We start from the raw sequence: 13,249 nt of genomic DNA, 5'->3' as shown, positions 1-13,249 counted from the left end.
AGAAACGAGGGACAGTGCTGCCAGGCAAGGGACAAAGTGAAAAAAGCGAGGTATCATAGAGAAGGTGTGTGTCTCAACTAAGAAAATTATAGTCATTTAAAATTCCCCCACCTCTTTTTTTAATTGGTAGGGGAATCCGTTTTAGTACAGAGAAGGTAAAGACTAGAAAGGCTGAATGCCAAGCTGATCTTCTAAAACCTGTATTTCTTTGTGTAATTTCTCGATTTCTTTTCTGAGTTCTGCGTTCTCTTCAATCAGCCGATGGATCTGGGTGGGATGATCAATATTTGCTTCATCAGCCGTTCCTCTCCATCTACGCCAGTCATTAAAGCGTTCGAGAACATCCTCATTTATTTCCTCCCGATTAATGATAAATTTATCTTCCATCAGCCATTGTTCCACATCCGTTTGCTTACACTTCAAACCATACTTCTGTAAATATCGGAAGACATCCTCACAGGTCATCAGTTTACTCCTTTTTTACTCAGTCGTTCACGCTTCCAATCGCGTTTAATAGTGCTATCTCTTAGTTGTTTGTTACTTTAAACCATGTCTTTCTCTCATGGACACTTCTCCATCAATCATAATACTGTAAGAATCATGAATGATGCGGTCAAGTATGGCATCGGCGAGTGTCGCCTCTCCAATATTTTCATACCAACCTTTTGTGTCAAATTGAGAACAGAAAATGGTCGACGCCATTTGATGACGTGCTTCTACTATTTCTAATAAATCTCGTGCCTCATTTCCCCTCAAAGGAGTCAGTAGCCATTCATCAAGTATCAATAGATTGACTTTACGGTAAAGTTTCATGACTTTTTGAAAAATGCCTTCCCCTCTAGCGACGGCCAGTTCATCCAATAAGTCGGGCAGACGAATATATTTCACAGTGTAAAACTGCCGGCAAGCAGCGACTCCAAAGGCACAAGAAAGATAGGATTTACCATTCCCAGAAGCCCCTTTGATAATCAGATTGTGCTTATCCTGGATATATTGGCCGGAGGCCAATCGAAGAATTTGTGCTTTGTCCAGCTTACGATCAGGATGGTATTCAACGTCTTCGATACAAGCCTGATTGTATCGAAATTCAGCTTTCTTGATCAGGCGGTCGAGCTTGTTGTTCTTTTTTCGATCCCATTCTCTATCGACTAACAAGCTGAATCGGTCTTCAAAAGACAGATCATTATAATGTGAATTGCGTAATTGCTCGCTAAACTGATCAGCCATCGCATTTAATCGAAGGTCATGCAATTTTGATAGGGTACTTTCATTGGTCATTCTTCTTTCCTCCCATAATAGGCTGCTCCTCTAACGAATCCGTGAGAATTGCCTTGCATTGGCGTTAATTTTTCTGGATCTAACACATCTTGTTGGTGTTGATCCTGTCCCGTTTTTAAAATGGTCTTAATGCTGTTTAAATTGGGTCGTGGAGAATAATTCAAGGCGCGCTCACAAGCGCGTTCGAGACGTTCTACGGAATATTGATCCGCTAACTTTGTGAGTACTGAGCAGGACTTGAGTGCTTGTTTTTCAACTTTATATGAGGCAAGCAACCCTTTCACGGTTGTGAATGTATGAATACCTATCGCTTCAGCCCAAGATATGAAATAGTCCTTATTGAAAGCCAAATAATCTTTATGCTGATCCGGCATATGATCCGGATTGGTGGAAAGTTGACCCTGTTTCCCGTAGAGTCTGATATGTGAGGCAATACGAAAGTTGTTATAAAAAGCCTCGATAATATCTCGTGTGACGCGAACATCCACTTGATGTTTCATATATTCATAAGGGACGGAATAGTACATTTTTTCCACAGATATGTGATAATCATAGGGTACGGTAGCTTTCTTCCAAGTCGCTAATTCGTACGGGGAACTAGGCAAAGGAAGAAGTGCGAACTTCTCTTCCTCCGCAAAAGCGGATTGCCTGTTTCCCTCTTTTTTTTGAAAAGGTTTCTCGTTATATTCTACTAATTTTTCACGGATCGCTTGATTTAACTCGATGATTGAAAAGTATTGTCCATTTCTCAGTGAAGCGATAATCCAGGTAGAAATGATCTTAACGGCACCTTCTACATTGGGTTTATCCTTTGGATGCCGAACTCTGGCAGGGATAATCGCTGTTTGATAGTGCTCGGCCATTTCCTGATACGTTCGATTAATTGCAGGCTCTGTTCGGGAAGACCGATCAACACCAGTTTTTAAATTATCGGGGATAATCATTCGGGGAACGCCACCAAAAAATTTAAGTGCATGGATATGAGCGGTAATCCAGCTCTGTGTATTCATAGACAAAAAGGCTTCGACATAGGCATATTGGCTACATGGTAATACGGATACAAAGACATAGGCAGGGATGATTTGTCCTGTGACAGAATCTTTAAGGGAAACCGTTTGGCCAGTCCAATCCACTTCCATGGCTTCTCCGGGCTTTCTTTTAATTCTCATCGTAGCTTTCGTCTTGATTACATAACGAGTGTAAAATCGACAAAATTGCCGATAACTGTAAGGAATTTCTCGGTGTTGTCTACAGGCTTCGACGTATTCATGCCAGAGTAGAGACAGAGTCACACCACTTCGTGCCATTTCCTGATGAAGATAACTACAATCTGGTTGTTTTCTCAAATCCGATTGATGTTTTTCGGGGAAGAGGATGTCCTGAAGTTCAGAATCATCCATATCCTTCTCCAATGGCCATGAGACTCCTTTCTCTCCGGCTTGTTTCAAGACATTGCCAACGGTGTTCTTCGAACAGCTACAGCTCGAAGCAATACTCCGATGACTCAAATCCTGGGCATGGAGTCTTAGAATTTCACGATATTTGATCATTAAAAAACCTCCTTTAATTGGGTTTACACCGTAAGGTGTAAGCCAATTATACAGGAGGTGTCCCTTTGAATGGCATAAGTGTCCCTAATTCTTGTCCGGGCTGTCCCTAAAACATGGCACGAGCGTCCCTATTGAATGGCAATATACAGTTGGTCGAACCATGGGGTGATTTCTCCAGAATACGTTTTAAATGGTTTAATTATTTTATACTTTGTGTAGGGTTGATTTTCCATGAATGGAGGTAGGGCTCTGTTCTTAAATGGCGTTCCTGTAGGCGAAAAATATTTTCCACTACCATTACTACCAAATCTATCAATTAATTGTCCTTTTTCCATATGAGTTATATTTGGCCATGCATCTACAAATCCATTGTTATTGGGGTATCTTGGAGCGCCGGTAACCTGATTAAAATACAAATCATTATTATAAACATGTTTATATTTTAAGTACAAATTATCGCTTGGAGGCCAATTCCAAGAATTTAACTTAGCTCTTTCTAAAGAGCTTATCCTATTCTTAGTAACATTCTCGACTTGAGTAGCACCATATTTACGAGCAAGATGACGCTCCCAATCCTCTGCAAATGCATAGCCTTTATTGCTCCTTTCTTTATATATAGCAGCACTTTTGACTTTTTCGTGAAATTCACTACCTTTCGAGAAACTTCCATCTACCCTGTCTACTTTTTCCATACTATGCGTCTTCGTTATATCCTCGGCACCGTTGCTCATTTTCGTGAAGTCATTTGGTACCCCAGCCATTGCCGGTTTCCACTGATTTGCGCTGACTGATGCTTTTGTATCGCGAACAATTTTGGATACATGTCCTCTGAAAGCCTGACCCTGCTCATGCACGATCGCTTTTTGCGCAGGTGAGATGGCAAGTTTCCGGGTGAAGAGGTTCATCATGAATACGCCTTGCAGGAGGCTGTTCTTTTGCTCATCCTTGGTCAGCTGCTTGCCAAACAGATCTCTGCCGGTAGCGGCTTGAGTGATGCCGTTTGCGGCAAGCAGTGCGTTGATTCCTTTTTCACTTTGGCTGAGCACTTTAACTGTTCGGCTTGCCTGGTCGTACGCGTTCAGTGCGTGTCCGGCTACTTCCATGCCGCGTGCCGTTTTGTAGATGGCCGCGCCGCCTTTAGCGATCCGTCCGCCCCAGCCGATGATCGGGATGAATGTGGAAGCTGCCATAGCCCCGGCAGCGACGCGCTCGCCGGCGCTCAGCTTTCGGCCGGTCTCAGGATCAATACCTTCGACCGCTCTAAGATAATCATAATAGCCGGAGAGCTCACCGGCAAATGTGGCAATCGTCGCGCCGGCTTTTTGATACCATGGCCGGTTGACTTCCGCTTCACTTTGCTTCTCCATCTTACGAACAGTTTCCTGCTCCTGCTTGTAATGGAGATAGTTCTTGGTCTCCTTTTTCATCTCATCTTGAACATGATAGATTTTACTATCATGGTAGGTTTGCGCGTTGAAGTTCATCGGCTGAATGTCCGCACCTTGCCGCGTTGCGGTGATTAGCTCGCCATACAACGATGCAATGTACGGCAGGTCTTCGTTCACCTGACGGTATTCATTGGTCAGATTCTGATCAAGGTCTTGAACATCAAGCGCCGTTTGCGCGCGCTTTTTATCGGCCGCATCCAATGCCTGATCCACCTCATGGTTGGAAAAGACGTTGATCGGTACCAGATCGGAAATACTGCTCAGAATTTTGGCGATGTCATCACGCTGCTCGCGCACCATTTCCTTGGAACGCGCGTAGCCCATGGACAGATCCTCGTTCAAGAAAGGCACGTGAACTTGCATGTAGCCGCCGAGGTTCTTGTCATCAATAGTACCGGCAACGCCTTGAAAGTAGGCGATCTTCTCGTCAATTAGCCGCAGCCAAGCGTCGACGACATTCACTTGAGCGGAGTAGAACGCTTTGATTGCGTCGGCTCCGTGGCCTTGAAAATTCGAGCCAAGTCCTGAGATTTGTTGGAATGCGGTGCGCAAGGTGTTGAATTGAGCTCTGAGTGTTTGGTAGTGTTTGGCGTGTGCGTTGGCGGCTGTGATTAGTTCTTCAGCATCATAGGTTTGTGTATCGCCGGAGGATCCGGAGCCACCCATGTTAATTCTCATTTTATCACCTTCGGGTTAGGAACTAGTCAATGGAATGGAAATTCGAAAATGTGATGTGTTTCTGGAAGAGACAGGGGAAATTTTTCAATTTCTTCTAGTGTACAAAACGTGACTAGGTGTTGAACACGGTCGAAACTCCTAAAAAAGTGATGGGATTTTGCCGACAGCGGGTTGCCGACAGCATTCGACAAAAAAGCCCCCTCCGTTGGGACTAGGGGCGCAACACACATAAAATCAATCGGCATGCTTCTACCGATCGATTTTTTCAACTGCTTATTTCCGCTTCTTCATTTCATCTCTCAAGGGTGCTAACTTTTTACGCAGAGTCTTTTTCCAGGAGCGGACGGTGTGCTCGGAGACATGGACGGCTTCGGCAATTTGTTGGGTACTCCAATCGTGAAAGACGGAGAGCTTGATGTAGAGGGCTTCGCGGGGGCTGAGGGTGGGGAGGTGGTCTTGGAGGATGCGCAGCATTTGCATGTTGAGAGATTCGGTAGCTTCATCAGGGATGTCATAGGCTGAGTCGTCGCGATCGTAGGATTCACGGCTTCGGTTTTTGTAGTGTTTTCGGAGGTAATCGGAGAGTCGGCCTTCCATAGTTCGTGTAGCAAAGGCGATGAATACATTTTCCGGAGTTTTGTCCGGGGCGACTTTTGTGAGGTCGAATTTGTCGTTGGCTTCCGAGAATGCGGTGTATGCGATCTGCAGCAAGTCGTCATAATCAGCGAGACATAAATACTGCTTGTACATGTTGGCATAGCGGGTGACGGTTTTTCGAATTTTCGGTTCATACTTTTCCATCAGTCTTTCAAAGGCATAACACTCAGGTTCGAACGGGGCAGCAAAATAGTCGGTAAATGGCATAATGGTGGGGCTCCTTCCGGGGATTCAGTTTTTTTGTGAAGCTGAATGTGCGGTGCGTGGATTTACGTGGCGGTGACGGGGGATGGAGTGGTTCGTGGTGTATGATCTTGCTCTATGTTAGTTAAATAGGGAGCATGGTTCGAAAATGGTGAGGGGAATGGAAAAAATATGTCGTGGTTCTATCTGTCCGATCAATGGAATTTCTTAATGAGAAGAAGGGCGATGCAAAAAGATATATTTGGGCGGAGTTATTGTTCATTGATTAACCGGTTCCTAATTCGTACGAAATGATTTGAAGCAAAGTGGGCGAACGAAAAAATGAGCAGTCGTCTCATAACAAGGGACGGCTGCTCTAGTATTAGTGATCAGTCGAACAAAATGTTCGTTTGAGACATGATGCGTTCGTGTTGATTCGTTCGTTTGGTATTGAGTCCATGGAGGGTGCGACAGTGATGGTACTACTATGTGACTGACTAGGTGAATAAATCGATGCGGACTTCTTCTATGTATCCATGTCCGGAAGGAGGCTGTTGGCGCTTCGAGGAGTTGGCGGGGTCAGCAGATGAGGGCTGCTGACCGTTGACGCGAGAAATTGCTTTGGTTTTACTAGGACTTGCTTTGACCATGCGAGGATGCTCGTGAATCAAGCACCATATGATTCACTGGGGAATTTTGCTGCTTTATTACGTTAACGCTCCACTTCACCTCCTTGATTTCATCATACTAAATTTTTCTATAAATGGGAATATTTATTTTTGAAAAATGAGAAAATTAATACCTGCGTGTTCACAATTCTGACAAAATAATATGATAAGACTAAGACTATATACTTGTTTTCACGGATTTATACTGTTTTAAGAAATTCAGATAGCATGCCAAGATGCAGCTGTTCAAATGCCATATCTGCAGAGATTCCTGGGGAGTTAGCAATACATAAACCAAGAGATAACTTAAAAAATTTGTGAATATTGATGTAATGAAACATCATAGGATAAATAACCTATGATTTTCTATGAATTTATGAAATAATCACAAAAATGTAAAATTTTTCTGTATAATTAAATTAATAAACGGAAGGAGGGAGATTATTTGATCAGAATTCTTATTGAGGTGGAGGAAGAATACTGCAGGGTCGTTGCGAATCCAGAAAACATAATGGTTGTTTTCGACTATATCTTTGAGAGAATACTTATTATAGATGAATTCGGCCGCCAACATGGTACAGTCGATAACTACGATGAATACTCCGAGGAATTAAAAGAGCTGGATCATTTGGTGTACATTGAGCACTATCAAGACAATGAATGTTACTTTGTACATGTCCCTAAAGACACTGAGGTAAGCATTGCATATCTTTAATTCGAAGGAAACTGTATCCATGTTCTCCACCACAATTGAGAATAAATTAGCTAGCAAAATATTATCCAAATAAAGATACCGTGACTGATCATTTTTTCAGTCACGGTATCTGTTGTTAGAAAGTCAAAATTTTAATATTTAAGGACTCAACTTTCGCAGAGTGAAAATCCGAAATAACCCTTGATATAACGTACTTTGTGGCCTATTCATTATGTTTCTTGACAAAATAGAAAGACACCTCAACTTTTGGTATAGTGATTTTGACGAAATACACTACCAAACAGAAGAGGTGCCCTCTATATGATAGCGAAAAAAGGTCAAAATAATCAACTACCATTAGAAATAAAAGCAAAATTCGATGAGTTGAAGATTCTAAAACATTTACGTCAGGCAGGAATTCAAAAAGCCTTCGGCTTTTCCAGTGGTTATCTTTTTCAGCTTATTTTTCGTCTGATCTTTACCCAAAGAAATTGGTATCGTTTACTGGAGAGTAATAAAGCAGATGAATTACCAGGCAAGGATGCTGTTTATCGTTTTTTAAACTACCCGAAGTTTGCCTGGCGCCGCTTCCTGACGGCACTAAGCGTATTCACGATTATGAAAGTCAGCCGTTTGACGAGCACCTGCCACACTAAAGTACTCATTCTGGATGATTCATCTTTTTATCGCGACCGCAGTAAGCGCGTCGAACTTTTGGCTCATTGTTTTGACCATGCCAGGAGAAGACACTACAAAGGATTTCGTATGCTGACATTAGGATGGTCCGACGGATCAACGTTCCTGCCCATTGATTTTTCACTCCTTAGTTCAAGCAAAGAAAAGGCAAAAATTAATGATATCAATTCGACGATTGATAAGCGTTGTTCCGGCTATAAAAGACGAATCGAAGCTTTACAAACAGCTCCTGAACAAATCCCTGGGATGGTTAAACGGGCCTTGTTGAACGGAATTGATGCATCCTATGTTCTGATGGACAGCTGGTTTACCCAACAACCTTTGATCAAGGCTTTGACCGATCAAGGTATCGATGTTATTGGTATGGTGAAACCAACGAATCAGCGCTATCGAGTAGGCTCTCAATGGGTTGGATTAAGAACGCTGTATCGACTGTCGAAGCCCGTAACCAGTCACAAAGAAATTTTACGTTCTATTCGTACCACAATGGCTAATGGAGTCCCGGTCAAAGTTGTGTTCGTTCAAAACCGCAATAAACAAAGTGAATGGCTAGCCATCTTAAGTACTGACTGCACACTTACAGAACAGGAAATCATTCGTACGTACGGCATGAGATGGGACATTGAATTATTTTTTAAAGCAACGAAGTCATTTCTTAAGCTTCAAAAAGAGTTCCAGGGCAGATCGTACGATCTGCTGATTAGCCACACAACCATTGTCTTTACAAGGTTTATTCTCCTGTCTTGGCAAAACCGTTGCAGTACAGATAATCGAACCCTTGGTGGTATGTTTTATGAACTCTGTGACGAAATGAATGAACTGGATTGGGCTGTAGCACTGACGCAGCTCATGGATATTCTTCATGACGCCCTAACAAAAACAAAAAAATCAATCAAAAGATGGGTTACTTGTCAACTGACACAATGGATTGAGAGCTTACCCAACTATATCAAGGTTTATCTGCCCAAATTAGGGTGCGAAAGTTGAGTTAAGGAGAAACATATTTGATGGAAAATGATAATTCCGCTTCAAAAAAAATAAACAGCTGATAATGAAAAGACCGTTTTCAGTAGACGTGTCTCTATTCCAAAATCAGTTGGCTCAAAGTACAAATTTATTATTTTAGCGTATGGCCAGAAAGCAATTTATAAAGTATACCTGTGCCTGACTTAATCTCGAGTTTCTCAAATACGCATGGTTTTCGACCACATCGCGGCTTGTGAATGGCAATGAAGCAGTTGGAAATCGGAGAGTTCTTTCAAGTCAATAGGATGAAATATGCTGAATTTTTTAAAATATAGCTAATTTTTTTTTGATAATTTATAGCGAAATGAATAATATAATGTTGACAAAAGCAACGATATTATTATAATAAGGATAAATCAGAAAACTATATAAGGATGTGCATGAAGAAAATCGTGGATTATATTAGTAGAATTAGGCGTTTTAATCGATTTTATACTCGAATCAACGGCATTAATAATCAATATACAGATTCGACAGAATTTTCATCAACCGAAGCTCAGATCTTATATGAGATAGGTTTTCAGGATCATCCGACTGCTTCGATTCTTTGTAGTTATTTTGATTTAGACAAGGGATATTTGAGCAGGATTTTAAAGAAATTTGTTAAGCAAGATTTGATTAAGAAAACTTATTTAGAAGATGACAAAAGAGTTTTTACTTTAGAACTAACAGAACCAGGGAGAGCACTGCTGGATGATTTAATTCATTTATCAAACACCATTGTGGAAAGCAAAATTAAAAAAATTCCCGAAGAAGAACTTAATAAGGTCTTAGACTCGATGGAGTATATTGAGGGAATTCTAAGTAAATATTACTAAGCTATTTTCCATGCCGTTTTAACACGGCGTGTAAATTAAATATTTTCAAAATTACGAAACGAAGGGAGATAATTTATTTTCTAAATGTTCGTTCTTATCTCTTGATTGTTATTGAAAAAACCAAAGGAGGAAACACAAGTGAATAAGAAACTGCTGTTAATCGTTGTCGCCATGCTGATGGTGCTTACTTCAGCATGCTCATCAAATCCAAAATCAGGAAATTCTTCAAAAAACAAGCAATTGACTATTGCTCTGCCATCTGATGCAACTACATTATTGGCTAATACTGATGTAAACTCTGCTACTGATGTTCAGATTCGCAATATTTATGATCCATTAATCAAGCGAGATGCAAAAACAGGTGAATTCAAACCATGGCTTGCGACAAAATGGAAAAGCATCAATTCGAAGACATGGGAGTTCACGTTAAGAAAAGGCGTTAAATTCCAAAATGGGAAACCATTTAATGCAGAGGCTGTAAAGGGAAGTGTTGACTATATTCTTGATAAAGCCAATAAATCAGCTTATTTATCAAGATGGGCTGCGATCAAAGACGTTAAAGTCGTAAATGATTACACGGTGCAGATCATCACCTCAACCCCATATCCTACTTTTTTACATCGTATCGCTGATGATTTTCTCGTCATGGAACCTAGCTATCTTAAAAAAGTAGGCTTGAAGAAAGCAGCAGTTGATCCGGTAGGTACAGGGCCTTATAAATTTAAAGAATGGAAGAGAAATCAATATCTGAAATTGTCAGTAAATAAACAGTATTGGGCAGGAAAACCCAACGTCAAAAAAGTTGAGTTCCGATATATTCCTGAATTCAGCAGCCGTATGGCAAGCTTCTTGAACGGTGAAATTGACCTGTTTGATAATGTTCCTGTTGATTCTGTTAAACAAATTAAATCGTCATCTACAGGGAAAATAGAACAAGTTAAATCAGCACGTGTGGATTACCTGGCTTTAAATACGTTCAGCAATGGCCCGATGAAGAATCAGAAAGTAAGACAAGCCATTAATTATGCAGTAGATGTGCCTAATCTCCTAAAAACTCAATTAAATGGATATGGGGTTCAGATCACTGGGCCACTTGCGAAAAACAATCAAGACTATGTATCCACCAAGGGATATACGTATGATCCTAAGAAAGCGGTTAGTTTACTAAAAGAAGCAGGCTATGATCCTAAAAAGCTGACTCTGACTCTTGATACTCCGAGTGGAAGATATCCAATGGATAAGCAAGTTTCTCAGGCGATCGCTGCTCAGTTGGAAAAGATCGGAATTAAAGTAAATGTTCATGTCAATGAGTGGGGTGCGCATTTGGCGAAAATAACGCAGCATCGTGCGGGTGATATGTTCTTTTTAGGTTGGGGTCCATCGTATGAAGGTCAGACGACCATTCAAAACCTATTCACCAAAAACGCTCCTTATAGTGGCTTCTACGATCCTAAGGTTGAATCAGCAATCAACAAGGCTCTTCCATTGTTTAAAGAATCAGAAAGAAAAGAAGCTTTTGGCAAGGTTGAGCAAATGCTGGTTGATAAAGCAGCATGGGTTCCTCTGTGGCAGCAAGAAAACCTTTATGCAGTTAACAAGAGTTTGAACTTCACACCGAGAACCGATGAAACATTACAAATTTTCGATATGAGCTGGAAATAAAAAAGTAATAAACTTAGTGTATCAAACCGGTTCTTAAAGAAAGGAGGAACGATGTGCCTGAATTTGTCATAAAACGTGTTCTTCAAACATTAATCGTTGTATTTCTTGCTTTAACCGGTGTGTTTTTTTTGGTACGGCTATCAGGAGATCCTACTATTCTGTTTTTACCGCCAGATGCCCCAAAGGGCCAGATTGCAGAATATCGTCATACTCTTGGTTTTGATCGTCCTCTGTATGTTCAATACGCTGATTATATGACGCATGCCGTACGAGGAGATTTCGGAAATTCGTTAGTTACAAAAGAAAGTGCACTTGGCACGATTCTGTCTAGTTTTCCGGCAACCTTGCAGCTGGCATTGTCCGCATTTTCTGTATCACTCATTGTGGCGATACCAATTGGTGTGTTGTCTGCCTATAAAAGAAACACTTGGTTTGACAAACTCGGCGTTGGTTTGACCGTCCTGGGACAGGCGGTTCCAAGCTTCTGGCTTGGTCTGCTTTTCATATACTTTTTCGCTGTTAAACTGCATTGGCTTCCAACCGGTGGAAGATCTGCACCGCTTTCCATGATTCTTCCGACAGCGACATTGGCCATATACAGTCTGGCAAGACTTGTGCGTTTTACAAGGTCTAAAATGCTGGATGTCTTGAGAAAAGACTATATTCGGACGATGAGAGCAGCTGGCGTGTCTACATTTGAGATTTTGACCAAGTATGCTCTCAAAAATGCATTACTCCCAATTATAACGCTTATTGCGTTAGACTTGGGGACTTTGCTGGAGGGTGCTGTGATTACGGAAATTGTCTTTTCATGGCCAGGAATTGGTATGCAGACAATGAATGCCTTGATGGCCAGAGATTTTCCAGTCGTCATGGCAGGCATCTTTGTCATTTCATTAATTTATTCAATTATCAACTTTGCAGCGGATTTACTTTATTCGGTTGTGGATCCACAAATTCGATTGAAATGAAGGGAATGTATCAATGACAAACGCTGTACAAAAAACAGATACTGAAGAGAAATCAATGCCTGTTTTGCGAAGAAAAAGTCATGCAGTTTCCTTCTTCTCGGATCTCATCCGCAGTAAAACAGGATTCGCTGGTTTCATTATCATATGTCTTCTGATCGTGGTCGGAATTATAGGATTTTTAATTGTTCCTTTCAATCCAATGAACACAGAGACAGCACAGAAATTACTTCCTCCCTTTACTGGAGGACATTTGATGGGAACTGATCAGTTGGGCAGGGATGTTTTCTCCAGAGTCATTCTTGGTACGAGAGTATCGCTGACAATTGGTATTGTTACGGTGGTTATCGCAGGCGTTATCGGAACGATTATTGGAGTTCTAGCAGGATTTTTCCGCGGCTGGATCGATTTGATCCTGATGCGTATTGTAGATGTCCAACTCAGTTTTCCGTTCATTCTTCTCGTTCTTGTAGTCAATGCAGTACTGGGAAGCGGGCTGAAAAATATTATTATATCTCTAATTATTGCTGGTTGGGTTGTATTTGCTCGAGTAGTTCGCAGTGAGGTCCTCGCAATCCGGGAAAAGGAATTTATTACTGCTTGTGTGGCAACGGGTGTATCAAAATGGGAGATTATGGTCAAGCATATTCTGCCTAATCTGTTTACCCCTATCATTGTCCTAGCTTCATTACAGGTCGCAAATTTTATTATAGCTGAAGCCTCTGTCAGTTTTCTTGGTTTTGGTGTCCAGCCTCCGCAGCCGGCTTGGGGAAATATGTTGAATGAAGGAAAAGACTATATATTTAATGCCTGGTGGATGATTACTTTTCCCGGACTCGCTATTGTCATCACAGCACTGGGTATCAATTTGTTTGGTGACTGGTTAAGAGATGAGTTGGATCATGACTTATAAAAGCGAGGCG

Annotated in this window: 11 protein-coding genes; 6 read left to right on the top strand and 5 right to left on the bottom strand. The window is 41.4% G+C overall.

What is annotated here, in order from left to right; genetic code table 11:
• Nucleotides 1–162: 162 nt before the first annotated feature.
• The 5 genes from ABWW58_RS15700 to ABWW58_RS15680 all read right to left on the bottom strand — a co-directional run bounded on the left by ABWW58_RS15700 (nt 163) and on the right by ABWW58_RS15680 (nt 5,818).
• Complete coding sequence (locus ABWW58_RS15700; protein WP_353870006.1) at nt 163–465, bottom strand: hypothetical protein; 303 nt, start codon at nt 463–465, stop codon at nt 163–165.
• Between the two features lie 72 nt (nt 466–537).
• Nucleotides 538–1,278 carry an IS21-like element helper ATPase IstB gene (gene istB / locus ABWW58_RS15695; protein ID WP_353870005.1) on the bottom strand — a complete coding sequence of 247 codons (741 nt, stop codon included), beginning with the start codon at nt 1,276–1,278 and terminating at the stop codon, nt 538–540.
• Nucleotides 1,275–2,828, bottom strand: coding sequence for an IS21 family transposase (gene istA, locus ABWW58_RS15690; RefSeq protein WP_353870004.1), 1,554 nt, complete (start codon nt 2,826–2,828; stop codon nt 1,275–1,277). The genes istB and istA overlap by 4 nt, the downstream gene beginning before the upstream one ends.
• 128 nt (nt 2,829–2,956) lie before the next feature.
• Entirely contained in the window at nt 2,957–4,954 is a 1,998-nt protein-coding gene (locus tag ABWW58_RS15685; protein WP_353870003.1) for a T7SS effector LXG polymorphic toxin, read from the bottom strand.
• Between the two features lie 273 nt (nt 4,955–5,227).
• A complete protein-coding gene (locus tag ABWW58_RS15680) occupies nt 5,228–5,818 on the bottom strand; it encodes a sigma-70 family RNA polymerase sigma factor (protein WP_353870002.1) in 591 nt (196 codons plus the stop codon).
• A gap of 1,089 nt (nt 5,819–6,907) precedes the next feature.
• Here ABWW58_RS15680 and ABWW58_RS15675 point away from each other — a divergent pair.
• The 6 genes from ABWW58_RS15675 (at nt 6,908) to ABWW58_RS15650 (ending at nt 13,239) form a co-directional block, all read left to right on the top strand.
• On the top strand, nt 6,908–7,177 hold the full coding sequence (locus tag ABWW58_RS15675) for a hypothetical protein (protein ID WP_353870001.1): 270 nt from the start codon (nt 6,908–6,910) through the stop codon (nt 7,175–7,177).
• A 300-nt stretch (nt 7,178–7,477) separates the two neighbouring features.
• Nucleotides 7,478–8,839: an IS4 family transposase gene (locus tag ABWW58_RS15670; protein ID WP_353867754.1), complete on the top strand. Its 1,362-nt coding sequence runs from the start codon at nt 7,478–7,480 to the stop codon at nt 8,837–8,839.
• A gap of 419 nt (nt 8,840–9,258) precedes the next feature.
• On the top strand, nt 9,259–9,696 hold the full coding sequence (locus tag ABWW58_RS15665) for a MarR family winged helix-turn-helix transcriptional regulator (RefSeq protein ID WP_353870000.1): 438 nt from the start codon (nt 9,259–9,261) through the stop codon (nt 9,694–9,696).
• A 138-nt stretch (nt 9,697–9,834) separates the two neighbouring features.
• Complete coding sequence (locus ABWW58_RS15660) at nt 9,835–11,358, top strand: ABC transporter substrate-binding protein (protein WP_353869999.1); 1,524 nt, start codon at nt 9,835–9,837, stop codon at nt 11,356–11,358.
• A gap of 53 nt (nt 11,359–11,411) precedes the next feature.
• Nucleotides 11,412–12,329, top strand: a complete 918-nt coding sequence (locus ABWW58_RS15655; protein ID WP_353869998.1) for an ABC transporter permease — start codon at nt 11,412–11,414, stop codon at nt 12,327–12,329.
• A gap of 13 nt (nt 12,330–12,342) precedes the next feature.
• Entirely contained in the window at nt 12,343–13,239 is an 897-nt protein-coding gene (locus ABWW58_RS15650) for an ABC transporter permease (RefSeq protein WP_353869997.1), read from the top strand.
• Nucleotides 13,240–13,249: the final 10 nt, after the last annotated feature.

Source organism: Sporolactobacillus caesalpiniae (assembly GCF_040513385.1).
Lineage (GTDB): Bacteria > Bacillota > Bacilli > Bacillales > Sporolactobacillaceae > Sporolactobacillus.
Note: the sequence above shows the minus strand (reverse complement) of the source record. Positions and strands in the feature narration are given on the sequence as shown.